The organism is Streptosporangium sp. NPDC050855, from assembly GCF_044456585.1.
Taxonomy (GTDB): domain Bacteria; phylum Actinomycetota; class Actinomycetes; order Streptosporangiales; family Streptosporangiaceae; genus Streptosporangium; species Streptosporangium longisporum.
This window is the reverse complement of the sequence record NZ_JBITFY010000022.1, coordinates 109,896-132,725: the sequence shown is the minus strand read 5'-3', so window position 1 is coordinate 132,725 and position 22,830 is coordinate 109,896. Positions and strand designations below refer to the sequence as shown.

At 72.8% G+C, this 22,830-nt stretch carries 25 protein-coding genes; 16 read left to right on the top strand and 9 right to left on the bottom strand.

Annotation, left to right across the window (positions count from 1 at the left end; genetic code table 11):
- Nucleotides 1-15: 15 nt before the first annotated feature.
- Nucleotides 16-390: a nuclear transport factor 2 family protein gene (locus tag ACIBCT_RS33930; RefSeq protein ID WP_399195710.1), complete on the bottom strand. Its 375-nt coding sequence runs from the start codon at nt 388-390 to the stop codon at nt 16-18.
- Between the two features lie 78 nt (nt 391-468).
- Between ACIBCT_RS33930 and ACIBCT_RS33925 the strand changes: the two genes are divergently transcribed.
- Both ACIBCT_RS33925 and ACIBCT_RS33920 read left to right on the top strand, forming a co-directional pair.
- Nucleotides 469-1,089 carry a TetR/AcrR family transcriptional regulator gene (locus ACIBCT_RS33925; protein WP_399195725.1) on the top strand — a complete coding sequence of 207 codons (621 nt, stop codon included), beginning with the start codon at nt 469-471 and terminating at the stop codon, nt 1,087-1,089.
- Between the two features lie 4 nt (nt 1,090-1,093).
- The gene (locus ACIBCT_RS33920) at nt 1,094-1,924 is read left to right on the top strand and encodes a PhzF family phenazine biosynthesis protein (protein WP_399195708.1); all 831 of its coding nucleotides are present in this window, start codon (nt 1,094-1,096) and stop codon (nt 1,922-1,924) included.
- 44 nt (nt 1,925-1,968) lie between these two features.
- On the opposite strand, the gene ACIBCT_RS33915 is transcribed toward ACIBCT_RS33920, so the two are convergent.
- Together ACIBCT_RS33915 and ACIBCT_RS33910 are read right to left on the bottom strand one after the other, a co-directional pair.
- On the bottom strand, nt 1,969-2,451 hold the full coding sequence (locus ACIBCT_RS33915) for a metallophosphoesterase family protein (RefSeq protein ID WP_399195706.1): 483 nt from the start codon (nt 2,449-2,451) through the stop codon (nt 1,969-1,971).
- Nucleotides 2,448-2,960: an NUDIX domain-containing protein gene (locus tag ACIBCT_RS33910; RefSeq protein WP_399195704.1), complete on the bottom strand. Its 513-nt coding sequence runs from the start codon at nt 2,958-2,960 to the stop codon at nt 2,448-2,450. Before ACIBCT_RS33910 ends, ACIBCT_RS33915 begins: the two co-directional genes overlap by 4 nt.
- A gap of 298 nt (nt 2,961-3,258) precedes the next feature.
- Between ACIBCT_RS33910 and ACIBCT_RS33905 the strand changes: the two genes are divergently transcribed.
- The gene (locus tag ACIBCT_RS33905) at nt 3,259-3,813 is read left to right on the top strand and encodes an RNA polymerase sigma factor (RefSeq protein WP_399195702.1); all 555 of its coding nucleotides are present in this window, start codon (nt 3,259-3,261) and stop codon (nt 3,811-3,813) included.
- Complete coding sequence (locus ACIBCT_RS33900; RefSeq protein ID WP_399195700.1) at nt 3,810-4,667, top strand: hypothetical protein; 858 nt, start codon at nt 3,810-3,812, stop codon at nt 4,665-4,667. Before ACIBCT_RS33905 ends, ACIBCT_RS33900 begins: the two co-directional genes overlap by 4 nt.
- A gap of 418 nt (nt 4,668-5,085) precedes the next feature.
- Here ACIBCT_RS33900 and ACIBCT_RS33895 read toward each other — a convergent pair whose 3' ends face one another.
- The gene (locus tag ACIBCT_RS33895) at nt 5,086-5,622 is read right to left on the bottom strand and encodes a hypothetical protein (RefSeq protein ID WP_399195698.1); all 537 of its coding nucleotides are present in this window, start codon (nt 5,620-5,622) and stop codon (nt 5,086-5,088) included.
- Between the two features lie 62 nt (nt 5,623-5,684).
- Between ACIBCT_RS33895 and ACIBCT_RS33890 the strand changes: the two genes are divergently transcribed.
- A complete protein-coding gene (locus tag ACIBCT_RS33890; protein ID WP_399195696.1) occupies nt 5,685-5,936 on the top strand; it encodes a hypothetical protein in 252 nt (83 codons plus the stop codon).
- Here the strand turns inward: ACIBCT_RS33890 and ACIBCT_RS33885 are convergent.
- Nucleotides 5,882-6,913 carry a hypothetical protein gene (locus tag ACIBCT_RS33885; protein WP_399195694.1) on the bottom strand — a complete coding sequence of 344 codons (1,032 nt, stop codon included), beginning with the start codon at nt 6,911-6,913 and terminating at the stop codon, nt 5,882-5,884. The two genes, ACIBCT_RS33890 and ACIBCT_RS33885, sit on opposite strands and share 55 nt — an antisense overlap.
- A 231-nt stretch (nt 6,914-7,144) precedes the next feature.
- Here ACIBCT_RS33885 and ACIBCT_RS33880 point away from each other — a divergent pair, with 231 nt between their 5' ends.
- From ACIBCT_RS33880 to ACIBCT_RS33860, 5 genes are all read left to right on the top strand, one after another.
- Nucleotides 7,145-8,176: a LacI family DNA-binding transcriptional regulator gene (locus ACIBCT_RS33880; RefSeq protein WP_399195692.1), complete on the top strand. Its 1,032-nt coding sequence runs from the start codon at nt 7,145-7,147 to the stop codon at nt 8,174-8,176.
- Between the two features lie 37 nt (nt 8,177-8,213).
- Nucleotides 8,214-9,821 carry an FAD-dependent oxidoreductase gene (locus ACIBCT_RS33875; protein WP_399195690.1) on the top strand — a complete coding sequence of 536 codons (1,608 nt, stop codon included), beginning with the start codon at nt 8,214-8,216 and terminating at the stop codon, nt 9,819-9,821.
- 178 nt (nt 9,822-9,999) lie between these two features.
- Complete coding sequence (locus tag ACIBCT_RS33870; protein WP_399195688.1) at nt 10,000-11,283, top strand: ABC transporter substrate-binding protein; 1,284 nt, start codon at nt 10,000-10,002, stop codon at nt 11,281-11,283.
- Nucleotide 11,284: 1 nt separating this feature from the next.
- On the top strand, nt 11,285-12,262 hold the full coding sequence (locus tag ACIBCT_RS33865) for a carbohydrate ABC transporter permease (RefSeq protein ID WP_399195686.1): 978 nt from the start codon (nt 11,285-11,287) through the stop codon (nt 12,260-12,262).
- Nucleotides 12,252-13,094: a carbohydrate ABC transporter permease gene (locus tag ACIBCT_RS33860; RefSeq protein WP_344907770.1), complete on the top strand. Its 843-nt coding sequence runs from the start codon at nt 12,252-12,254 to the stop codon at nt 13,092-13,094. The genes ACIBCT_RS33865 and ACIBCT_RS33860 overlap by 11 nt, the downstream gene beginning before the upstream one ends.
- Nucleotides 13,095-13,136: 42 nt before the next feature.
- Here the strand turns inward: ACIBCT_RS33860 and ACIBCT_RS33855 are convergent, their stop codons facing one another.
- Together ACIBCT_RS33855 and ACIBCT_RS33850 are read right to left on the bottom strand one after the other, a co-directional pair.
- Complete coding sequence (locus ACIBCT_RS33855; RefSeq protein ID WP_399195684.1) at nt 13,137-14,150, bottom strand: zinc-binding dehydrogenase; 1,014 nt, start codon at nt 14,148-14,150, stop codon at nt 13,137-13,139.
- A gap of 143 nt (nt 14,151-14,293) precedes the next feature.
- Nucleotides 14,294-15,274, bottom strand: a complete 981-nt coding sequence (locus ACIBCT_RS33850; protein ID WP_399195683.1) for an ArsR family transcriptional regulator — start codon at nt 15,272-15,274, stop codon at nt 14,294-14,296.
- A 59-nt stretch (nt 15,275-15,333) separates the two neighbouring features.
- On the opposite strand from ACIBCT_RS33850, the gene ACIBCT_RS33845 reads away from it, so the two are divergent.
- The 5 genes from ACIBCT_RS33845 (at nt 15,334) to ACIBCT_RS33825 (ending at nt 20,634) form a co-directional block, all read left to right on the top strand.
- On the top strand, nt 15,334-16,536 hold the full coding sequence (locus tag ACIBCT_RS33845) for an MFS transporter (RefSeq protein ID WP_399195682.1): 1,203 nt from the start codon (nt 15,334-15,336) through the stop codon (nt 16,534-16,536).
- 245 nt (nt 16,537-16,781) lie between these two features.
- Nucleotides 16,782-17,870, top strand: a complete 1,089-nt coding sequence (rhaS, locus tag ACIBCT_RS33840) for a rhamnose ABC transporter substrate-binding protein (protein WP_399195680.1) — start codon at nt 16,782-16,784, stop codon at nt 17,868-17,870.
- 180 nt (nt 17,871-18,050) lie between these two features.
- A complete protein-coding gene (locus ACIBCT_RS33835) occupies nt 18,051-18,368 on the top strand; it encodes an L-rhamnose mutarotase (protein WP_399195722.1) in 318 nt (105 codons plus the stop codon).
- A 15-nt stretch (nt 18,369-18,383) separates the two neighbouring features.
- Nucleotides 18,384-19,529, top strand: a complete 1,146-nt coding sequence (gene rhaI / locus ACIBCT_RS33830; protein WP_399195678.1) for an L-rhamnose isomerase — start codon at nt 18,384-18,386, stop codon at nt 19,527-19,529.
- A gap of 181 nt (nt 19,530-19,710) precedes the next feature.
- Nucleotides 19,711-20,634, top strand: a complete 924-nt coding sequence (locus tag ACIBCT_RS33825; RefSeq protein ID WP_399195676.1) for an SDR family oxidoreductase — start codon at nt 19,711-19,713, stop codon at nt 20,632-20,634.
- 26 nt (nt 20,635-20,660) lie between these two features.
- Here ACIBCT_RS33825 and ACIBCT_RS33820 read toward each other — a convergent pair whose 3' ends face one another.
- The gene (locus ACIBCT_RS33820) at nt 20,661-21,293 is read right to left on the bottom strand and encodes a TetR/AcrR family transcriptional regulator (protein WP_344907743.1); all 633 of its coding nucleotides are present in this window, start codon (nt 21,291-21,293) and stop codon (nt 20,661-20,663) included.
- A gap of 128 nt (nt 21,294-21,421) precedes the next feature.
- Nucleotides 21,422-22,015 carry a VOC family protein gene (locus ACIBCT_RS33815; RefSeq protein ID WP_399195673.1) on the bottom strand — a complete coding sequence of 198 codons (594 nt, stop codon included), beginning with the start codon at nt 22,013-22,015 and terminating at the stop codon, nt 21,422-21,424.
- Nucleotides 22,016-22,210: 195 nt separating this feature from the next.
- Here ACIBCT_RS33815 and ACIBCT_RS33810 point away from each other — a divergent pair, with 195 nt between their 5' ends.
- Nucleotides 22,211-22,570: a PRC-barrel domain containing protein gene (locus tag ACIBCT_RS33810; protein WP_399195672.1), complete on the top strand. Its 360-nt coding sequence runs from the start codon at nt 22,211-22,213 to the stop codon at nt 22,568-22,570.
- The last annotated feature ends 260 nt before the right edge of the window (nt 22,571-22,830 follow it).

Sequence of the window (22,830 nt, the reverse complement as noted above, 5' to 3'; positions counted from 1 at the left end):
CGGAGCCGTCCGGGCCTATTCGGAGGGGATCGTCCGGGTGGCCTGGACGGCGCGGCGCAACCGGCCGTCGGCGGAGAGCTCCCCGAACATGTAGATCTCGCTGGTGACGGTCCTGCCCTTGCGCATCTGCGCGACGAGCCGGTACCGGACGGCGACCTGGTCGCCGTCCACCAGCGCCTGCTCCACCTCGACGCGGACATCGGCGACCTGCTTGCGGGCCGGGCGGATGTGGTCGAGCAATCGCTGCCGGTCCAGCCGTACCCCGTCGGTGACCACCTCGTAGTCCGGCGTGTGGTAGCGGTCCAGCACGGTCGCCGGGTCCTCGTCGCTCAGCGCCGCCTCCCGCGGGTAGCGGGTCAGGTAGCCGGTCAGATCGGCGCGGGGCGTCATGTGGTCTCCCTGGATCGACTTATCTTTGACATCGTGTCCACGATAACGCCGGATGCTAGATTGGACAACGTGTCAGAGATGACGGGTGGCCGACGCCGGCGACGGCGTTCGGACGGTGAGCGCAGTGCCGCCGCCGTGCTCGCCGCCGCCGTTCAGGTGCTCGGCCGGCAGCCGGACGCGAAGGTGGAGGAGATCGCCGCCGCGGCCGGCGTCACCCGCCAGACCGTGTACGCCCACTACCCGTCCCGGCCGCTGCTGGTGGCCGCGGTCGTCGACCACCTCACCGCAGAGACCGTCGCCGCCCTCGATCTCGCCGACGTGGACGGCCGGACCGCCACGGAGACGCTGCTGAGCTGGCTGGACGTCACCTGGCGGATGTTCGACCGGTACCGGCTGCTCCTGCACTCCTCGGTGACCGCCGCCGACCCCGCGGAATCCGACCGGCAGCACGCCACGGTCGCCGATCGCCTCGGGAAGCTGATCGGACGCGGCCAGGCCACCGGTGAGTTCGACGGCGGCCTCGACCCGGCCTGGCTGGTCTCCGCGACCATCGCGCTCGGTCACGCGGCCGGTGCCGAGGTCGCCGCCGGCCGCATGACCGGCGCGCAGGCGTCGGCGGCGCTCCGCCACAGCATCCTGAGCGTGTACGGCGCCCGCACCCCGGGGCCGCCCGCGACCGGGCCGTCCCGGCATACTTGATCTCATGCAGCGTCGCTTCCGGCAGGTCGATGTCTTCACCACCGTCCCCTACCGGGGCAACCCCGTCGCCGTCGTGCTCGACGCGGAAGGGCTGAGCGCCGAGGAGATGCTCGGGTTCGCGCGCTGGACGAACCTGTCGGAGACCACCTTCGTGCTGCCCCCGCAGACGCCCGGCGCGGACTACCGGGTGCGGATCTTCACCCCGGGCCTGGAACTGCCCTTCGCCGGGCACCCGACGCTGGGCACCTGCCACGCCTGGCTGTCGTCGGGCGGGGTGCCGGCGAGGTCCGGCGTGGTCGTCCAGGAGTGCGGGCTCGGCCTGGTCCCGGTCCGCCCGACCGCGGACGGCCCCGCCTTCGCCGCACCCCGGCTGCTGCGCTCCGGACCGGTCGAGGAGGAGGTGGTCGAGCGCGTCGCGCGCTCGCTCGGCATCGCCCGCGCCGACATCCTGGACGCCGAATGGGCCGACAACGGGCCCGGCTGGGTGGCCGTCCTGCTGTCGAGCGCGGAGGAGGTGCTCGCGCTGCGGCCCGGGATCGTCGACCTCGACGTGGGCGTGGTGGGCCCGTACCCGCCGGGATCCCCCGAGGCGTTCGAGGTCCGGGCGTTCTTCCCCAAGGACGGGGCCACGGCCGAGGACCCGGTGACCGGGAGCCTGAACGCCTCGCTCGCGCAGTGGCTGCTGCGCACCGGCCGGGCCGAGGCGCCGTACGTGGCGAGCCAGGGGACCGTGCTCGGGCGCGCCGGGCGCGCCCACGTCTCCCGCGACCCCGACGGGACGATCTGGGTCGCGGGCGGCACGGTCACCTGCGTCACCGGCCACGTCGAGCTGTAGGTCCCGGGCCCGCCGGGCCGCGACGCCGCGCGGGCGCGCGGGGGTCAGGTGACCGGGACGATCCTCGCCTCGACGAGGCGGCCGTCCTCGACGCGCAGCGTGCCCAGGGTGCCATGCGGCTGGCGGCGGCGGTCGGTGGGCGAGCCCGGGTTGAAGATCCGCAGGCCGTCCGCGGCCTGGTCCATCGGGATGTGGGAGTGCCCGAACACCACCAGGTCGGCCGAGGGGAAGCGGCGCCGCATCCGGGCGAGCCGTCCCTGGGCCGTCCCGCTGTCGTGGATCATCGCCACCCGCAGCCCGCCGAGGTCCAGCTCCAGGGTCTCGGGGGCGACCACGTCCGGCCCGTCGTTGTTGCCCTTGACCACGTGGACCGGGGCGTAGGCGGCCAGCTCGTCGATCACCCCGCCGACGCAGACGTCCCCCGCGTGCAGGATCAGGTCCGCCCCCCGCAGGTGCTCGGCCACGGCGGGCGGGCACGCCTTCCACCTCCGGGGCGCGTGGGTGTCGGAGAGCACGACCACGTTCATACGCCCATGCTCCCACCGGCCCGCGCCCGGTCGAAGTACGTCTCCACGACACGCGTGTGCAGCGGGAACGCCAGCTCCCGGGGCCCGTCGATCACCAGCCACTCCGAGGTCTCCGGCGTGGCCGTGACCGCCGGGAGACGGGCCGCGTCGGTCCTCGGCCCCTGGGCGAAGATCAGCACGGTGCCGTCGGGGGCGCTGAGCACGTCGAGGAGCCGCACCTCGTCCACGTCGACGTCGATCCCGGTCTCCTCGCGCAGCTCCCGCACGGCCGCCCGCTGCCAGGACTCGCCCATGTCGACGAAGCCGCCGGGCAGGGCCAGGGCGCCCCGGTGCGGTTCGACGGCGCGCCGGATCACCAGCAGGCCGTCGTCCACCGGCAGCACCATCACCGCGACCGGCAGCGGGTTGAGGTAGGCGGTGTTGCCGCAGCCGGAGCAGGTACGCGGCCACGCCTGACCGGGCGCGAAGGCCGCGCCGCAGAAGGAACAGTGGGAGTTCTTGGTCGTCACCACGGTGAGACTAGACCAGGCCCGGTGGCCGCGGGGTTCAACGGCCCACACGCCGGCGACGCACGCGGACGCCGAGCGGAACGGCACCGGGCAACGCCTGGAGCGCCGGCGACGCCGGTGCCGCGGCGAGCGGCGGCGGCACGCTGCCGGGAACCGCGGCGTCCACCCCGGCCGTCGCCCACGGCACGGGGCCGACCGGCGTGCGGGACATCCGGATCTCGCCGGAAATCAGGGTGAAACCATCTGACGGGTCCGGACAGGTAAAGGGTGTCGGATCTGCCGGATGAGAGAAGAAAGCGTGCCCCACCATGACCGCAAACGGCGCTTCGAGGTGATTTACGTTGCCAACTATGCCGACATCCTTGCTTATGTCCGGCGACGTACCGACTCCCACGAGGACGCCGCCGACGCTCTCGCCGAGACGTTCACCACCGCCTGGCGCCGCCTGGACGACATCCCCGAGGGACGGGACGCGCGCCTGTGGCTGTTCGGCGTGGCCCGCCGGGTGCTGGCCAACGGCCGCCGCGCCGAGTCGCGCCGCAGCGAGCTGATGGAGCGGTTCGGCCGGCAGCTCGCCGTGTGGGCGGAACACACCGAGGCCGGCGAGAGCATGGCGGGCGTACGGGAGGCGTTCGCGCGGCTGAGCGCCGGTGACCGGGAGATCCTCTCACTGGCCGGCTGGGAGGGGCTGAGCTCCGATGAGATCGCCACCGTCGTGGGCTGCTCGCGGGCCAACGCCCGGCTGCGGTTGCACCGGGCCCGCAAACGGCTGGCCGGGCACCTGGACGCGGCCGGTGTCGACATGGCACGCATCGGCCTGCGTGCCGTCGCGATGACGAAGGGGGTTGCATGATGCACGAGATCGACCGCCTGGTGGCCGGTATCGCACCCGATCCCGGTCCCGGCACGACGCCGATCGCCAGGGAGCTGATGGAGGAGATCACCTCGATCGCCGTCCCCGAGCCCGTCCCCGCCCTCGATCCCCGCCGCCGCGACCGGCTCGCCTTTCCCCGGCCGCGCAGGTGGGCGGCCGTGCCGGTACTGACCGCGCTGGCGGCCCTGCTGTCCTTCGGTGTCGCCCAGACGCCCGCCTCCGCCGCGCTCGACATCGAACTGGTGGACGACCACTACGTGATCACGGTGAAGGACCTGCTGGCCGAGCCCGAGGCGTACGAGCGCGAACTCAGGGCCAGGGGCCTGAACATCACGCTGCGGCTGGCGCCGACCTCGGCCGGCCGGGCCGGAGAACTTGTCGTGATCAACGATATGGACCTGCTGAGGTCGGGCAGGACGGTACCCGCCGACGGTCCGATCACCGCCATCGACGCCCCGGGGCCCTGCGAGAGGTTCACCGGCTGCCCCATCGGGGTGAAGGTGCCGGCCGACTTCGACAAGAAGGCCCGGATCACGCTCGGCAGGCGGGCCGAGCCCGGTGAGAAGTACCAGATGCCGCCCGGGATCGCCACGCCCGGAGAGCCCCTGCACTGCGTGGACTACGTCGGCAGGCCCGTCGACGAGGTGACGGCCATGCTGCGCGAGCGCGGCGTGACGGCGTCGTACACCGCCCACGGCGAGCCCTCCGGCTTCACTCCTCCCGGCGACTGGTACGTGCACGACGGCGTCATGAGCGCCGACGGTCAGGCACTCCTGCTGGTCGGCGCCGAGCCCGGCCCCCTGAGCGGCCCGGCGCCGGAGCCCGGCTGCTGACCCGGGCCCGGTACCGAGGACTTCTCCCGGGGCGCGCGGCCGAGCGCGCCCCACCACCGCCATGCGTCGTCCCCGGCATGCGCGGACCCCCGTCATGCCCCACGATCGGATCTCGCGTGCTCACCGACACCCGCGTCGCGCCGCCCGCGCGGCGATCCCTCGCCGGCCACCGCCTCATCGCCGTGCTGCTGCTCCTGGCCGCCGCGCTGCGGGTGGTGACGATGCTCGGCTACCGCCCCGCCACGCTCTACTGGTACGACTCCTTCACCTATCTCGACAGCGCCGTGCATCCGGCCCCGTCGGCGACCTTCCACCCGATCGGCTACCCGCTGCTGCTACGGGCGCTGCTGCCCTTCCACAGCGTGGAGCTGGTCGTGGCCGTCCAGCATGTCATCGGCCTGGGCACCGGCATGCTGATCTACGCGGTGCTGCGCCGCAGGGCGGTGCCCGGCCGGGTGGCGGCGCCGGCGGCGGTGCCGCTGCTGTTCGACGCCTCCTTCCTGCGGCTGGAGCATGCCGTCCTGTCCGACACGCAGTTCATCTTCCTGATCGTGGCCGGGACGGCCGTGCTGATGTGGTCGCCACGGTTGTCCGCGCGCGCCGCCGCCGGAGCGGGCCTGCTGTTCGCCGCGGCCGCGCTGACCAGGACGATCGCGCTGCCGCTGTTCCTGCTCGTCGTGTTCGTGCTGGCCGTGCGGCGCGTGGGCCGGCGGCAGCTGACCGCGCTGCTCCTGGCCGGCGCGCTGCCCTTGGCCGGGTACGCCGCGTGGTACGCCCAGCACCACGGCCGTCTCGCCATCAGCGGTGCCGACGGCGTCGCCCTGTGGGCGCGCACCATGACGTTCGCCGACTGTGCCCGCATCCAGCCGCCGCCTGATCTGGCACGCCTGTGCCCCAACGGGACGAAGGTGGACGCGGCCTCCGAGTACGTGTGGGCACCGGGCGCCTCGCTCAAGCGGCCCGTTCCTGGGGCTGATCCTTCTGCTGGGCGCGGTCGCCGCGGTCCGGCGCCCCCACGTGGCGTCACTGCCGTGGGCCGTGGCGACGGGCCTGCTGGTCGGTCCGGTGGCGGTCCTGGACTTCGACCACCGGTACGTGCTGCCCGTCGTACCCGTCGCCTGCCTGGCCGCGGCCCTCGCCTTCCGGGCGGAGAAGCGCCCCTGCGGTGCGGAAGCCGGAGGAGGCGGACGCCTCGCCCCGGACGATCCACCTCCTCAGACGGCGCGGGCGACGGCGATGGTCGATCCGCCGCGCTGCCCGGCCTCGTAGAACATGTACTCGACGCCGCCGTCGGTGCCGAAGGAGGGCGCGGCGCTGCGGCCGTTGTCGGGGGCACCGGCCAGGGGCCGGTGGAAGACGCCCAGGTGCACCTCGCGGTCGAAGGCGTTGCCGACCTCGGTGAGGAACATGTTCCCGCTGTTGCCGTGGTAGACGACGTACGTCGTGCCGTTGCGCTTGAGCAGGCTCGGGCCGGACAGGTCGCTCTGGCCGTCGCCGCCCGGTGAGACCAGCGGGCTCGGGTCGAACGCCCAGCTCCTGCCGTCGGACGACCAGCCCCAGAAGATCTTGCGCTTGCCGCCGGTGACGCCCATGAAGACCATGACGTACCGGTTGCCCAGGCCCGGCACCGCGTGCTCGAAGACCCGCGCGTAGGAGGTCTCCGTCGAGCCGGGGACCATCGCGGTGGTCAGCACGACGCCGTGGTAGGTGAAGTTCACGCCGTCGGGTGACAGGGCGAGCCGGGTGGTGTTGTTCTCGCCGTGGAAGTACATGAGGAACCGCCGTTCGGCGGCGTTCCAGATCATGTGCGGCGACGAGACGTGGCTGACCGAGTAGTGCGGCGCCCAGACGTTGGAGATGACCGGGTTGTTCGGGTACTCGGTGAACCGGCCGCCGAGCGAGTCGCCGTAGGCCAGGCAGATGCCGCCCGGAGCGTCGTGCGGGGCGTAGTAGAGGTGGTAGCGCCCCAGCGGGCGGGCGATCTTGTCGTACATGCCCCGGACGCAGGGGAAGATCAGCTCGTTGGTCGGGTTGTAACGCAGGGCCGCCTTGTCGAAGGCCGTGCCGATGTAGCGGTGGCCGGGGAAACCGGCGGGGGCCAGGACGGCTCGCGCGGCCGTGCCGGAGCGCGCGGCGGAGGCGGTGCCGGGCAGCAGGAGACCGCCGGCCGTTCCGGCGATTCCCGCGACACCGGCGCCGGCCACCGCGCGCAGGAGTCCGCGGCGGTCCAGGAGGGGTTCGGACATGGGGGTCCCTTCGCCTGCAACTCTCACGATGAGTGATGGTGAGGTCATCTCTCTGCTCACCGAGGTTCGGCCAGGGAAGCCCGCCCGTCAAGGTGCTAATACGAATTATCACGGGGACGTTTCCCTGGACGAAATAACCGTCCCCATCTCTTGACAGGGGCCGGTGGCGGCTTGCAGGATGACGTCCCACTCAGCTAATGCGCATTATCACCAGATGGGACGCTACGGATCGTGACCACGCCCGGCCGCCGCCTCACCCAGCAGGACATCGCCCGCATGGCGGGGGTGAGCCAGACCACGGTGTCGCTGGTCCTGAACAACAGGACCGACGCCGAGGTGCGCATCGCCCCCGAGACCCGCGAGCGGGTGCTCGGGGTGATCAGGGAGACCGGGTACGTCGCCGACCCGGTGGCCCGGCGCCTGGCCGAGCGGCGCAACCGCATCCTGGGCGTCTTCACCTACGAGGCGGTCTTCCCGACCGCGAGCGCCGACTTCTACCACCCCTTCCTGCTCGGCATCGAGGAGTGCGCCGAGGAGATGGGCTGCGACCTGCTGCTGTTCACCAGCGCCAGGGCCGCGGGGGAGCGGCGCCGGATCTTCAACGAGGACAGCCGGGTGCGGCTGGCCGACGGCTGCGTGCTCCTCGGGCGCGCCGTCGACCGCGACGACCTGGCCCGGCTGCTGGCCGAGGGCATCCCCTTCGTCTCCATCGGCCGCCGCGACGACGCCGGGGCCCCGGTGCCGTACGTGGGGGCCGACTACCCGCCCGCGGTGCGCGCCCTGGTCGACCGGACGGTGGAGCTGGGCCACCGGCGGCTGGCCTACGTCGGCACCGGGGCGGGCGCCGAGTCGCCGGCCGACCGCATGCGCGGCTTCCGTGAGGCGGTCGCCGCCGTGGGGGCCGAGGGGCTGCACGTGCCGGTGACCGGCAGGACCCCGGGCGAGCTGCTGGACGACGTCTCGGCCGCCCGGGTGAGCGCGATCTTCGTCGAGGAGCCCGCCGACGCCGTGGCGATCACGCAGGCGGCCGGCGAGCGGGGCCTGACGATCCCCGGCGACCTGTCGGTCCTCGCGCTGGGCGCGCCGACCAGGCCGGTCCACGTCGACGTCGACTTCACCGGGTTCCGGATCCCCCGGCGCGAGATGGGCCGCAGGGCCGTCGAGCTGCTGGCGGAGCTGCTGGGCAACGGCGGCGGGACACCACAGGAACTGCTGAGCTGCGAGCTGGTCGAAGGATCCACGCTCGCCCCGATCCGGAGCTGACCGAACGTTGGAGACGATGATGGAAGAGGCCACCGACGTGGTTGAGACATCCGCGGACGCCGTGGTCGTCGGCGGCGGGCTGGGCGGCGTCGCCGCCGCCCTGGCACTGCTGCGGGCCGGGCGCACCGTGATCCTGAGCGAGGAGTACGACTGGCTCGGCGGGCAGCTCACCAGCCAGGCCGTGCCGCCCGACGAGCACTCCTGGGTGGAGCGGTTCGGCGTCACCGCCTCCTACCGCGCGCTGCGCGAGGGCATCCGCCGCTACTACCGCGATCACTACCCGCTGACCGAGCGGTCGCGCGGCTGGCGCGAGCTGAACCCCGGTGCCGGGCACGTCAGCCGCCTGTGCCACGAGCCCCGGGTCGCGGTCGCGGTGATCGAGGCCATGCTCGCGCCCTACCGGGGCTCGGGGCGGCTGCGGGTGCTCCAGCCCTACCGGCCGGTCGGCGCGGACGTCGACGGCGACCGGGTGCGGGCCGTGCGCCTGGCGCACCGCGACGGCGGCGGCGAGATCACGGTGGTCGCGCCGTACGTGCTGGACGCCACCGAGACCGGCGAGCTGCTGCCGCTGACCGGCACCGAGTACGTGACCGGGTTCGAGTCGCAGGGCGACACCGGGGAGCCGGGCGCGCCCGCCGAGGCCCAGCCGATGAACATGCAGGCCGTGTCGGTCTGCTTCGCGATCGACCACGTCGACGGCGACCACACCATCGACCGGCCCGCCGCCTACGACTTCTGGAAGGACTATCAGCCCGACTTCTGGGGTGACCGGCTGCTGTCCTGGCGCTGCCCGCACCCCAGGACACTGGAGATTGTGGAACGTTCCTTCACCCCCAACCCGGACGACGACCCGCTGCTGGTGGAGGCCGACCAGCGCCTCAACCCGGGGGACGCGAACCTGTGGACGTTCCGCAGGATCGCCGCGCGGCGCAACTTCGCCGACGGCGCCTACGCCAGCGACATCACCCTGGTCAACTGGCCGATGATCGACTACCTGGAGGGCCCGGTCATCGACGTGCCGGACGCGGCCGATCACGTGGCCGCGGCCCGCGAGCTGTCCCGCTCGGTGCTGTACTGGATGCAGACCGAGGCGCCCCGCGCGGACGGCGGGACCGGCTTCCCGGGCCTGCGCCTGCGCGGCGACGTCACCGGCGGCGGCGAGGGCGGGCTCGCCCAGGCCCCCTACATCCGCGAGTCGCGCCGCATCCGCGCCCTGTACACCGTCGCCGAGCAGGACCTCTCGATGGCCGTGCGCGGCGACAAGGGCGCGGTGAGCTACGCCGACTCGGTCGGCGTGGGCATGTACCGCATCGACCTGCACCCCTCCACCGGGGGCGACAACTACATCGACGTGGCCAGCTCGCCGTTCGAGATCCCGCTCGGCGCGCTGATCCCGCGGCGGGTGACCAACCTGCTGCCCGCGTCCAAGAACATCGGCACCACCCACATCACCAACGGCGCCTACCGGCTGCACCCGGTGGAGTGGAACGTCGGCGAGGCCGCCGGCGCGCTGGCCGCCTTCTGCCTGGACAACGACACCGTCCCGCACGCCGTACGCCAGGACGAGGCGCTGCTCGCCGCCTTCCAGCGGCGGCTGACCCGCGACGGCGTCGAGCTGCGCTGGCCGCAGGTGACGGGTTACTGACCGTGCCGCCGACCGCGCCGCCGACAGCGCCACGGGCCGGGCCACTGACAGCGCCACGGGCCACGCCCCAGGCCGGGCCGCCGGCCGCGCCACGGGTCATGCCGCAGGCCGCACCGCCCGCCGGACGACGGGCCTCCCACCACGACCGCCGGGGGATTCCCAGCAAGGAGAACGAACGATGAGACCATCCGCAAAACCCGCGGCCGTCGCGCTGGCGGCGCTGCTCACCCTCGCGGCGTGCGGCCAGGGCGCCGGGAGCGCCCCCGCCGCGCAGGGGCCGCAGCCGCTGCGCATGACGATCTGGACCTCCAACGAGGCCCACCTGAAATTGTTCGGCGAGATCGCCGCCGAGTACAGGAAGACCCACCCCGGCGTCGGTGAGATCACCTTCGACCCCATCCCGTTCGAGACCTACACCACCACCCTGACCACCCAGATCGCCGGCGGCAACGCCCCCGACCTGGCCTGGATCCTGGAGAGCTCGGCACCGGACTTCGTCACCTCGGGAGCGCTCGCGCCGCTGGAGGAGACCCTGTCCAAGACCCAGGGCTACGAGTTCGGCGACCTCACCCCCTCGGCCGTCAAGCTCTGGCAGGCCGGGGGGAAGCTGTACGCCTACCCGTTCTCCACCTCGCCGTTCGGCGTGTTCGTCAACACCGACCTGCTCAAGAAGGCCGGCCAGAAGACCCCCGCCCAGATGATCAAGGACGGTACCTGGACCTGGGAGAAGGTCGTCGCGCAGAACGCCGCCGTCGCCGAGAAGACCGGCAAGGCCGGCATGGTCGTCCGCGACTTCGACTACAAGGGCTGGGACAACCTCGCCACGGTGTGGGGCGGCTGGGGGGCCCGCGCCTGGAGCGAGGACGGGAGGACCTGCGGGTTCGACAGCCCCGAGATGGTCGAGGCCATGACGTTCCTGCACCGGGCCGTCTTCACCGACAAGGCGTTCCCCGGCCCCGGCACCGCGGCCGACTTCTTCGCGGGCGACGCGGCCATGACCATCACCCAGATCTCCCGCGCCTCGCTGCTGCAGGACGCGACGTTCGGCTGGGACCTCGTCCCGCTGCCCTCCGGGCCCAAGGGCGAGTACTCGGTGATCGGCCAGGCCGGCCTGGGGGTGTTCAAGAAGTCCCCGAACGCCGCGGCCGCCGCCGACTTCCTGGCGTTCTTCACCAACCCCGCCAACTCCGCCAAGCTCGCCGCCTACTTCCCCCCGCCCAGGGCCTCCCAGCTCACCGCGGGCACCCTGGCCAAGAGCAACCCGCTGCTCAAGCCCGCCCAGCTGCAGCAGGTCGTGATCGCCGGTATCGAGAAGGGCGTGGTCAAGCCCAACCACACCGGGCAGGCCGAGCTCTCCCAGACCGTCCGGGCCGCGCTCGACCCGCTCTGGCGGCCCGAGGCCGACGTCAAGGCCGTGCTGGCCGGGGTCTGCGCCAAGATCAAGCCGATGCTGGGGACGTGACGTGACCCCGTCCGCCTCCAAGGTCGCGGTGACCGCCGGCCGGGCACGGCCCCGGCCGGCGGGTGCCGGGCACCCGTCCCTGGGCGGCCGGCGGCCCTTCTGGACCGTGCGCCGCCGCGACAACCTGGTCGGCTACCTGCTCATCGCCCCGCAGCTGCTCGGCAGCGCGCTGTTCGTGCTGCTGCCGCTCGGGCTGGTGTTCTGGTACAGCATGCACGAGTGGAACGTGCTGGCCGGGACGTTCGAGTTCGTGGGCCGGGAGAACTACGACAGGCTGCTGGCCGACGCGAACCTGCGCGAGGTGCTGGGCGGCACCGCCCTGTTCTCCGCCGGCCTGGTGGTGCTCAACCTCGCCCTGGCCCTGCTCCTGGCGATCCTGCTCAACCAGCGGCTGGCCGGGACCACGTTCTTCCGCACGGTGTTCTTCTCGCCCGTGGTGGTCTCGCTGGTCGCCTGGACCATCGTCTGGCAGTTCCTGCTGCAGGACGACGGCGGCCTCAACGGCCTGCTCGGCGTCGCCGGGATCGACGGGCCCAACTGGCTGCGCGGCGAGGGCACCGCGATGACGTCGGTGATCGTCGTCCAGGTGCTCAAGAACGTCGGCCTGAACATGGTGCTGTTCCTGGCCGCGCTCCAGGGCGTGCCCGGACAGCTCTACGAGGCCGCCGAGCTGGACGGCGCCGGGGCGTGGACCCGCTTCCGGCGGATCACCGTCCCGCTGATCAGCCCGACCATCCTGCTCACCTCGATCATCACCGTGGTGGGGTCGCTGCAGGTGTTCGCGCAGATCGCGGTGCTCACCCAGGGCGGTCCGGGCATGTCCACGACCGTCCTCGTCTACTACCTGTACCAGCAGGCCTTCCAGTTCCATCACTTCGGGTACGGCGCGACGCTGTCGGTCCTGCTCTTCGCGATCGTGGCGCTGCTCACCGTCGTGCAGTGGCGGATGCGCAGGAAGTGGGTCTTCAATGAAACGTGAACCGTCGGTCCGTCTGAAGACGCTCCTGTACGGCCTGCTGTGCGTGTTGTGCGTGCCGTTCGTCTTCCCGACCTGGTGGATGGTCACCTCGTCGTTCAAGCCGATCGCCGAGATCTTCGCGTTCCCGCCGAGGCTGCTGCCGGCCGGCTGGGACCTGTCGGCCTACGGGCAGGTCTTCCGGCTCCAGCCCTTCGCCACCCAGTACGTCAACAGCCTCTACATCGCCCTGGTCGTCACGGCCGGGACCATGGCGGTGGCGGCCATGGCCGGGTACGCCTTCGCGCGCATCCGCTTCCCCGGCCAGAACGTGCTCTTCGTGGTGGTGCTGCTCGGGCTGCTCATCCCCAGCGAGGTCACCATCGTCCCGCTCTTCCAGATGTTCCACGGCCTGGGCCTGACCGACACCCACTGGCCGCTGATCCTGGTGCCGATCCTCGGCGCGCCCAGCGTGCTGGCCACCTTCATCATGCGGCAGTTCTTCATCAGCCTCCCCGGAGAGCTGGAGGAGGCCGCCCGGGTGGACGGGCTGGGCAGGTTCGGCACCTTCTACCGGGTCGCGCTGCCGCTCGCCCGTCCCGCGCTCGGCGCCGTCGCGATCTTCACCTTCCTGCACAGCTGGAACCTCTACCTGGAGCCGATCGTGTACCTCTCCTCGCCGGAGAGGTTCACCCTGCCGCAGGCGCTGACCCAGTTCGTCGACGCCTACGGCGGCCCGATGTGGAACGTCCAGCTGGCCGCGGCCTCGATGACGGCCCTGCCGGTGCTGGTGGTGTTCGTCCTCGCCCAGCGGCAGTTCATCGAGGGCCTGGCGCACACCGGCCTGAAGGGCTGACGGCCGGGCGCCGGTGCGCGCCGACACGGTGGGCGGGGACGGTCAGGCACGCGGGTCGACGTGGAACTTGGGGCCGGGGCCCGACCCGGCGGGACGGGAACCGGCCAGGACCTCGCCCGCCTCCTCCAGCCCCACGACGGCCGCCACCAGCGGGCGCGGGTCCACCGCGCCCGAGGCGTAGTGCTCGATCGCCCCGGCCAGTCCCGGCGAGGCGCTGAGGATCCCGACGGCCGTCACGTCCTTGAGCACCAGCGTCCGGGTGTCCACGGCGCTGGGGGTCGACGACAGGCCGATGTAGACCACCCGCCTGCCCGGCTCCACCAGGTCGGCGGCCAGGGCGGGCAGGCCGGGGGCGGTGGAGGCGTCGACGACGGCGTCGAACGGCAGGTCCGGGAGCCGGTCCGCGGTCCAGGCGCCGTGCACGCCGAGCGTGCGGGCGAACTCCAGCGACGTGCCGGGCAGGCCCAGCACGTGCACCTCGGCCCCGTGGGCCAGGGCGAACGCGGCCACGAGCAGGCCGATCGTCCCGGGACCCAGCACCAGCAGCCGCTCACCCGGCGCGAGGGCCGCGGCCCGGACGGCCCGCAGCGCGTTGCCGCCCGGCTCGACCATGGCACCGGCCGCCGCGTCGACCGTGTCCGGCAGCCGGTGCAGGGCGGTGACCGGCACCGGGAGCCGTTCGGCCAGCGCGCCGGGCCACCCGCCGCGGATGCCGATCTCGAAGCGGTCCTCGCACACGTGGTGCGTCCCGGCCCGGCAGCGCCGGCACCGGCCGCAGCCGAGCATGGTGTCACCGGTGACGCGGGTGCCGATCCAGCCGGGGTCGACGCCCTCACCGGCCGAGGAGACCGTCCCGCACCACTCGTGGCCGAGCCGCACGGGGTAGCGGGCGTGACCGTCGTGCAGGTAGCTCATCTCACCGCCGAAGATCTCCATGTCGGTGCCGCACACCCCGGCCCGCTCCACGTCCACGACGACCTGCCCGGGGCCCGGGACCGGCGGATCGACCTCCAGCACCTCGAAACGGCGCGGACCGGTCACGACGAACGCTCTCACGAGGGCAACCCTAGGGGTGCCGGTCGCGGGAGGACCCACCCGGCCCCGCGCCGGCGACCTCACGGGCGCCGGCTTCGCGCCGACTCCGCACCGGCTCACCCGGTCTCACGCGGCGACCTCCCGGACACCGGTCGCGCCGGGGCTCAGCCGTCCGGTGCGGACGCCTCCACCAGGGTCTCGCCGGCGGCCGTGCGCTGGTAGAGCACCGACCGGCCGGCGCGCCGCCGCCGGACCAGCCCGGCCTCCAGCAGGATCCTCAGGTGGCGGCCGACCGATCCCAGCCCCTGGCCGGTCAGCGCCACGAGCTGCGACGTGCTCTTGGGCGTGCCGAGCAGGACGAGCACCCCGGCCCGCGCCGGGCCGAGCAGCCTGCCCAGCGCCTCGGGGGCCGTCCGGTCCGGCTCGGCCAGCGTGCCCGAGCACGGGTAGACCAGGGCGTAGCGCGGCACCGGAGTGCCCGTGTCCCAGGCGGTCCAGCCGTGGCCGCGGGTGACCGGGACGAACATCAGCCGGACACCGTCCAGCTCCTGCGGCGGGCGGTCCTGCGTGTTGATCTGCAGCCGGTTCCCGCCCAGCCACCGCGTCCCCGGGCGCATGCCGCCCAGCACGTCGGCCCACCCGCCCTGGGTCAGCCGGTCGGTCCGCGCCAGCACGTCGGCCTCCAGGACGCGGCGGCGTCTCGGCCAGTACGGCAGCACCGTCTCCCGCCACACCCACTCCAGCACGCGGGCGGCGCGCTCCGGCAGGTCGGGCCGGCGCAGCGCCTCCGGGACCGGTCTCTGCAGCGTCGTCTCCAGGTCCGCCCGGGCGGTCTCGGGCGGCGTCCGCCGTACCCGCGCCACCTCCTCCTCGAAGCCGGGGGAGCCCTCTCCCGCCGGGACGGGGGTGAGGAAGTCGGCGAGCCAGTTCCGGCCCAGCGCGGACCGGACGAGCAGCGCGGTCACCGGATCGCCGGCCAGACGCGCCCGGTAACCGGTCAGGTGGGCGTCGAGCCACCCGCGCTCACCCGGATGCGCGGCCCTCGCCCGCTCCAGGGCGATCAGGCAGGCCATGGTCTCGGCCAGGGGGGAGACCACGAACCGGCTCCCCGCGAGGGTGTCGGCGTTGACCTCCCACCAGCCCATGGTTTCGCCTCCCGGCGAAACTCTAACGCCCCGGTGACCGGCCCGCCGAGACTCCCGGGATGCGCACCTACCGGGAACTCTTCAGGACGCCCGAGTTCACCCCCCTCTTCGCGGCCGGCGCGACGCAGGTCGCCGCCTCGACGGTGAGCGGGCTGGCCCTGGGCACGCTCGTCTACGCGGCCACCCGGTCGCCCCTGCTGTCGGCGCTCAGCATGTTCGGCTCCTCGTTCGCGCAGATGCTCGGGGCGATGGTCCTGCTGTCGGCGGCGGACCGGCTGCGGCCCCGCGCCGCGCTGACCGGGCTGGCGCTGGTCTTCTGCGCGACCACCGCCCTCCTCGCCGTGCCGGGACTGCCGCTGTGGGCGCTCTTCGTCCTGGTCCTCGGCCAGGGGATGGCCGCCTCGCTGGGCGGCGGGGTCCGCATCGGGCTGCTGAACGAGATCCTTCCCCGGGAGGGGTACCTGCTCGGCCGGTCGGTGCTCAACATGTCCGTGGGCGTCCAGCAGATCTGCGGGTTCGCCGCCGGAGGGGTGCTCGTCGCCGCCCTGTCCCCGCGCCCGACCCTGCTGGTCGGCGCGGGCCTCTACCTGGTCGCCGCGGCCGTCGCGCGGTTCGGGCTCGGGCACCGGCCCCCGCGCGTCGCCGGGCGGCCGTCGGTCGCCCAGACCTGGCGGACCAACCGGCGGCTGCTGGCCTCGGGGGCGCGCCGACGTATCTACCTCGCCCTGTGGGTGCCGAACGGGCTGATCGTCGGCTGCGAGTCGCTCTACGTCTCCCACGATGCCCGGCACGCCGGGCTGCTCTTCGCGTTCGCCGCCGTGGGGATGCTCGCCGGGGACACCGTGATGGGCAGGTTCGTCCCCCCGCGCCTGCGGGAGCGGCTGGCCACCCCGCTGCGGCTGCTGCTGGCCGTGCCGTACCTGGTCTTCCTGCTCGCCCCGCCGCTGCCCGTCGCGGTGGCCGCGGTCACGCTGGCCTCGGCCGGGTTCTCGGCCGGGCTGATGCTCCAGCAGCGTCTGATGGAGATCACGCCGGAGGAGATGAGCGGGCAGGCGTTCGGGCTGCAGTCCTCGGGGACGCTCGCCATGCAGGGGGTCGCGGCCGCGCTCGCGGGCACCGTCGCCGAGCTCACCTCGCCCGCGGTCGCGATGGCGGCGATGGCGGTGGCGTCGGTCGCGGTCACGCTGGTGCTGGCGCCCGGCCTGCGCCGGGGACGGGAGGGGCACGCCGTGGCCGGAGGGCACGTCCCGTCCCCGGGGTGATCCCGCCGGAGGGACGGCGTGGTTTAAAACGTGGCAACGGATCGGGTCCGGGGCGGCCCCGGCTCGATCCGGACGGTCCGCCGCGAGACCGGGACACGGCGGACGGGAACGGTGTAACGCTAAGGGAACGGCATCTTCGCCCACCATTGACACCCTGTCGAGCTTGGTTCTACTGTCCAGCTCAGGTTGTTAAATCGTTTTTGAGCTCGTGCCCGATTCGCCCGCGAGGTGTTGAGGAAGCGCTTATGTTCACTGTTCCGCGAAGGTCCGTACCGACCGCGCTGGTGGTCGGCCTGCTCGGCCTCGGGCTGGTGGCCTGCGGAGGCGGCACCACCAAGGACTCGGCGGGCTCCGCCGCCCCGGCGGCCCCGGCCTCGCCGGCTCCGGCCACGGCCGACCCGGACGCGCCTCTCAGGGAAGGGCTCAAGCTCGCCTTCCTGCCCAAGCAGATCAACAACCCGTACGAGACGATCGTCGACAAGGCGGGCATCGAGGCGGCGGCCGAGTTCAAGGCGCAGGCCAAGGAGGTGGGGCCCTCGGATGCCTCGGCCTCCTCGCAGGTGTCGTACATCAACACGCTCACCCAGCAGGGGCACGACGCGATCCTGATCGCGGCCAACGACGCCAAGGCGGTCTGCGGGCCGCTGCAGCAGGCGCGGGCCAAGGGCACGAAGATCGTCACCTACGACTCGGACGCCTCCAGGGAGTGCCGCGACCTGTTCATCAACCAGGCCTCCTCCGAGGAGGTCGGGCGCAGCCAGGTCAGGCTCCTGTCGGAGCTGATCGGCGGCAAGGGCGAGGTGGCGATCCTGTCGGCGACGGCGAACGCCACCAACCAGAACACCTGGATCGAGTTCATGAAGGACGAGCTCGGCAAGCCCGAGCACAAGGACATGAAGCTGGTCAAGGTCGCCTACGGAGACGACGACGACCAGAAGTCGTTCCAGGAGACCCAGGGGCTGCTGCAGGCGTACCCGGACCTGAAGGGGATCATCTCGCCCACCACGGTGGGCGTCTCGGCGGCGGCGCGCTACATCTCGGGGTCGAGGTACAAGGGCGAGGTCGTGCTGACCGGCCTGGGGACCCCCAACCAGATGCGCCAGTTCGTCAAGGACGGCACGGTCGAGAAGTTCGCGCTGTGGAACCCCGAGGACCTGGGGTACCTGGCCTCCTACGCGGCCGCGGCGCTGGCCTCGGGCCAGATCACCGGCGCCGAGGGCGAGGTGCTCAAGGCCGGCAGGCTCGGCGAGCGGACCGTCGGCAAGGACGGTGAGATCATCCTCGGGCCGCCGTTCACCTTCGACGCCTCCAACATCGACCAGTTCGACTTCTGACACCACCGCCACCGCGACGGGAGCGGTCACCGCCACGGTGTGACCCGCGCGCGACCGCACCCCGCGACCACCACCCGCGACCACCACCGAGACCACCACCGAGACCGCACCACCACCGAGACCACCGTCGCCCGCGCCCGGCACCTCCGGGCGCGGGCCTCATCGAGGAGAGGCCACGTCGTGCAGCGCGTCTGCTTCCTGCTGAAGGTCCGGCCCGAGCGCCTGGAGGAGTACCGCGAGCGCCACCGGGCCGTCTGGCCGGAGATGCTGGAGGCCCTGCGCGCCACCGGCTGGCGCAACTACTCCCTCTTCCTGCGCGAGGACGGGCTGCTGGTCGGCTACCTGGAGACCGAGGACTTCGAGGCGGCCCGCGCGGCCATGGCCGCGACCGAGGTCAACGCCAGGTGGCAGGCCGAGATGGCACCGTTCTTCGAGAACCTCGACGGCCGCCCGGACGAGGGCATGGTCTCGCTCGAGGAAGTCTTCCACCTCAACTGATTCGGGGACCGATCAATGATCAAGGATTCGCTGCGGGCTCAGGTCATCGAGACCCCGTCGTGGGCGTACGGCAACTCCGGGACGCGGTTCAAGGTGTTCGCCCAGCGCGGCGTGCCCAGGGACCCGTTCGAGAAGCTGGCCGACGCCGCCCAGGTGCACGCCTTCACCGGGGTGGCGCCCAAGGTCGCGCTGCACATCCCCTGGGACCGGGTCGACGACTACGCCGCGCTGGCCGAGCACGCCTCCGGCCTGGGGGTACGGATCGGCGCCATCAACTCCAACGTGTTCCAGGACGACGACTACATGCTGGGCAGCGTGACCAACCCCGACGCGAAGGTACGGGCCAAGGCGCTGGCGCACCTGCTGGACTGCGTGGACATCATGGACGCCACCGGATCGGACACGCTGAAGCTCTGGTTCTCCGACGGGATCAACTACCCCGGCCAGGACGACCTGCGCGCCCGGCAGGACCGGCTGGCCGAGGCGCTGGACCGGGTCTACGGGCGGCTGGGCGAGGGGCAGCGGTTCCTGCTGGAGTACAAGCTGTTCGAGCCCGCGTTCTACGCCACCGACGTGCCCGACTGGGGGACGGCGTACGCGCACTGCCTGAGGCTGGGCCCCAAGGCCCAGGTGGTGGTGGACACCGGCCACCACGCGCCGGGAACCAACATCGAGTTCATCGTGGCGTTCCTGCTGCGCGAGGGCAAGCTGGGCGGGTTCGACTTCAACTCCCGCTTCTACGCCGACGACGACCTGATGGCCGGGGCCGCCGACCCGTTCCAGCTCTTCCGGATCATGTTCGAGGTGATCGGTGGAGGCGGGTTCACCGAGGACGTGGCGTTCATGCTGGACCAGTGCCACAACATCGAGCCGAAGATCGCCGGGCAGATCCGGTCGGTGATGAACGTGCAGGAGGCCACGGCCAAGGCGCTGCTGGTGGACCGGGAGGCGCTGGCCGCGGCGCAGGCGGCCGGGGACGTGCTCGGGGCCAACGCGGTGGTGATGGACGCCTACAACACCGACGTACGGCCGCTGCTGGCCGAGATCCGTACCGAGGCGGGCCTGGACCCCGACCCGATGGCGGCCTACGCCCGGTCGGGCTACTTCGAGAAGATCGCCGAGGAGCGCGTCGGCGGGACGCAGGCCGGCTGGGGAGCCTGAGACCCCGTGCCGGGCGGGAGGGCGTCGCGGACGTCCCGTCCGGCCCCGGTGCGAGGGCCCTTCCGTCCGGCCCCGGTGCGGGAGGCGCCCGGGTGCGGCACCGGCGCCCCCGCGGGCGTTGACATCGACGGCGGTCTCCGACACGCTCCGATTAGAATTCGATTCTAAAATTGGAGGCCGGATGAGCGGCATCGTGTCGGGCCGGGTGGTGATCGTCACCGGGGCGGCCAGGGGCATCGGCCGCGGCCACGCCCTGGAGTTCGCCCGCCAGGGCGCCAGGGTCGTGGTCAACGACCTCGGCGCCGAGGTGGACGGCACGGGCTCCTCCGAGGGCCCGGCCGGGGAGGTCGTCGAGGAGATCCGGGCCATGGGCGGGGAGGCCGTCGCCAACGGCGAGGACGTCTCCGACTTCGACGGCGCGGGCCGGCTCGTCCGGGCGGCGATCGACCACTACGGCACGCTCGACGTGCTGGTCAACAACGCCGGCATCCTGCGCGACCGGATGCTCGTCAACATGACGATCGACGAGTGGGACGCGGTGGTCCGGGTCCATCTGCGCGGCACCTTCGCGCCGCTCCGGCACGCCGCCGCCTACTGGCGCGAACGCTTCAAGAGCGGTGACGCCGTCGACGCGCGGATCATCAACACCACCTCCTCGTCGGGCATCTACGGCAACCCCGGGCAGGGCAACTACGGCGCGGCCAAGGCCGGCATCGCCGCGCTCACCGTGATCGCCTCCCAGGAACTGGCCCGGTACGGCGTCACCGTCAACGCCCTCGCCCCCACCGCGCTCACCCGGATGACCGAGAACCTGGCCCCGGGCAGGCCGCGCCCGGTCGCCACCGACTTCAACGCCTTCCAGGCCGAGAACGTCGCGCCGCTGGCCGTCTGGCTGGCCAGCGAGGAGGCCAGGGACGTCACCGGCCGGGTCTTCAACGTCAGGGGCGGTGTGATCAGCGTGGCCGAGGGCTGGCACGCCGGGCCCGAGGTCGACAAGGGCACCCGCTGGGACCCGGCCGAGCTCGGGGCGGTGATCCCGGGCCTGGTCGCGCGGGCGGCCCCCAACGCGCTCCAGAACGGCACGATCCCCGGCCGCGAGGACTGACCGGCCTCACCCTGCCTCAACCTGCCTCAACCTGCCTCGTCCGGCCCCCCGGACCGGGGGCCGCGCAGCGGGTCCAGGCGGCGGATCAGCTCGATCGCCGCCTCGGTGATCCGCCCGGCCTCCTCCGCGGAGTCGCAGGTGGCCACCTCGCGACCGGCCTCGCCGATGACCGACGTCAGGACCGCCACGGTGAGCCGGTCCAGCGGGGTGCTGCCCGCGCCGAGCAGGACGGCGTTCTGCCGTACCCACTCGCGGCCGCGGGTGCGGCGCAGCAGCTCGAACCCGGGCGGGCCGTCCCCGTCCATGAACAGCCGGGCCAGGTCGCGCCGTTCCCAGGAGCCCTCCAGGAAGGCCCGCGCCCCGGCGACGAACAACTCCAGCGGGTCGCGGACACCCGAGCGGCGCGCCTGTGACACCGCGGAGGCGGCGTTCTCCTCGTGCTCGGCCTGGTGCCTCTCCCACAGCGCGAGGAACAGCTCGGTCTTGCCGCCGAAGTGGTGGTAGAGGCTGCCCACGCTCAGCCCGGCCCGTTCGACGACGTCGGCGACCCCGGCGTCGGCGAAACCGTGCTCGGTGAAGACCTGCCGGGCCGCCTCCAGCATGCTCGTCCGGGTCTGCGCGGTACGGCTCCACTCCCAGGCTCCGGGCTTGCGCGTCATGTGTCCCTCTCGCTCTGTCGTGCGCCGTCCGTCCGGGACGGAAAGGCCGTCGGTCGCACCGGTGCCCGGCTGCGGGTTCGGCGGTGGGTTCGGCGGTGGGTTCGGTCGGTCGTGTCCCGGTCCCGCGGTCAGGCCGGGCTGGGGATCCCGTTCCCGCCGCGTCCGCGCCCGGCGAGCACGTCCTCCAGGAGGGGGGCGGGCTCGTCGTCGCGCGGCCCGCGCTGGGCGAGCTGGATCAGCACGCCGTGGGCCTCCTTGGGGTGCAGGAACACCTCGCGCCACCTCGGGTCGCCCGTGTTCAGGCCGTGCAGCCGGTACCCGCGGCCGGTGAGCCGGGAGACGGCCAGGTCGAGGTCGGGCACGTGGAAGTTGAGGTGGTGGACGCCGCCCCGCCCCCGGGTGAGCTCGAAGAAGCTGTCGAAGAAGGGGGAGCCCGCCAGCGGTTCCATCAGCTCGATCTTGCCGCCGCCCGGGTAGGTGAGCTGCATCACCCGGTACCCGCCGGGGTGGTCGCCGCCGCCGAGGAACGTCCCGCCGAGCAGGTCCAGGTAGATCGGCAGCAGATCCCTGACCCGCGGTGCCGCGACGGCGGTGTGGTCGAAGACCGCGCCGAGTCCCCGGAGCGCCGGGACCTGCGGGGAGCCCGGGGAGCCCGGGGAGCCCGGGGAGGCCGGAGAGCCCGGGGAGCCCGGGAGGTCCGGGGATTCCGGTGAGACGTGCACGTGGGCTCCTCGCGGTCGGGGGCCGGGAGGCCGGCCAATCCTAGAATCGCATTCTAGTAGCATTCGCGGCGGCCTGTCGCGTCCGCGCAGCCGCCGGGCGAGGACGTCCGCCGTCCCAGGAAAACGGCCGTTTACCCGCGCCACCGCGGGTAGGCGGAAGATCCCTGACGCCCGGCCGATGAGGAGAGCCACCGCATGACGATCGAAGGACTGTGGAACTACCGCGAGGGTGTGTACGGTCCCGACGAGACACTGAGCGTCATCGGTTTCGACGTGGAGGCCGTCGACGGCAAGGTCGGCCTGGTCGAGGAGGAGAGCAACGTGACCGACGACAGCTACGTCGTCGCCGACGTCGGCTCCTGGCTCTCCGGCAGGAAGGTCGTGCTGCCGGCCAGCACGGTGACCCGGATCGACCGTGACGAGCGCAAGGTCCACGTCGACCGCACCCGGCAGGAGATCCAGGACGCGCCCGAGTACGACGCCGCGACCTACCGGCAGGCCGTCTACCGCCAGGAGCTGGGCGGCTACTACGGCAGGTTCTCCACCTCGCGGTGACCGGAGCCGGCCGCCGACCGGTTCCGGCCGGATCCGGAGGGCGTCCGCCCGCCGACCGCACCCGCCCCCGGACCCGGCCCCGTGTCCGGGGGTGATCCGTCCCGGTGGCCGTACCGGCCGGTGCCGGAGGGTGCGATCCGCAGCTCACGGGGCATGTGAAGACAGGGTTCGATGCGGGCCTCTCACCGGCCGGGATCGTCGACGTGGCCGCCCGGCGGGCCCGGCTCGCCGGGTCCCCGAGGGCGGCCGACGGCGCCGGC

Bases quoted from the DNA above. Each gene is read 5' to 3' on its own strand.
- ACIBCT_RS33930 (WP_399195710.1), bottom strand. From the start codon at position 390: ATGACGCCCCGCGCCGATCTGACCGGCTACCTGACCCGCTACCCGCGG.
- ACIBCT_RS33925 (WP_399195725.1), top strand. From the start codon at position 469: ATGACGGGTGGCCGACGCCGGCGACGGCGTTCGGACGGTGAGCGCAGT.
- ACIBCT_RS33920 (WP_399195708.1), top strand. From the start codon at position 1,094: ATGCAGCGTCGCTTCCGGCAGGTCGATGTCTTCACCACCGTCCCCTAC.
- ACIBCT_RS33915 (WP_399195706.1), bottom strand. From the start codon at position 2,451: ATGAACGTGGTCGTGCTCTCCGACACCCACGCGCCCCGGAGGTGGAAG.
- ACIBCT_RS33900 (WP_399195700.1), top strand. From the start codon at position 3,810: ATGATGCACGAGATCGACCGCCTGGTGGCCGGTATCGCACCCGATCCC.
- ACIBCT_RS33885 (WP_399195694.1), bottom strand. From the start codon at position 6,913: ATGTCCGAACCCCTCCTGGACCGCCGCGGACTCCTGCGCGCGGTGGCC.
- ACIBCT_RS33870 (WP_399195688.1), top strand. From the start codon at position 10,000: ATGAGACCATCCGCAAAACCCGCGGCCGTCGCGCTGGCGGCGCTGCTC.
- ACIBCT_RS33860 (WP_344907770.1), top strand. From the start codon at position 12,252: ATGAAACGTGAACCGTCGGTCCGTCTGAAGACGCTCCTGTACGGCCTG.
- ACIBCT_RS33850 (WP_399195683.1), bottom strand. From the start codon at position 15,274: ATGGGCTGGTGGGAGGTCAACGCCGACACCCTCGCGGGGAGCCGGTTC.
- ACIBCT_RS33845 (WP_399195682.1), top strand. From the start codon at position 15,334: ATGCGCACCTACCGGGAACTCTTCAGGACGCCCGAGTTCACCCCCCTC.
- rhaS (WP_399195680.1), top strand. From the start codon at position 16,782: ATGTTCACTGTTCCGCGAAGGTCCGTACCGACCGCGCTGGTGGTCGGC.
- rhaI (WP_399195678.1), top strand. From the start codon at position 18,384: ATGATCAAGGATTCGCTGCGGGCTCAGGTCATCGAGACCCCGTCGTGG.
- ACIBCT_RS33825 (WP_399195676.1), top strand. From the start codon at position 19,711: ATGAGCGGCATCGTGTCGGGCCGGGTGGTGATCGTCACCGGGGCGGCC.
- ACIBCT_RS33820 (WP_344907743.1), bottom strand. From the start codon at position 21,293: ATGACGCGCAAGCCCGGAGCCTGGGAGTGGAGCCGTACCGCGCAGACC.
- ACIBCT_RS33810 (WP_399195672.1), top strand. From the start codon at position 22,211: ATGACGATCGAAGGACTGTGGAACTACCGCGAGGGTGTGTACGGTCCC.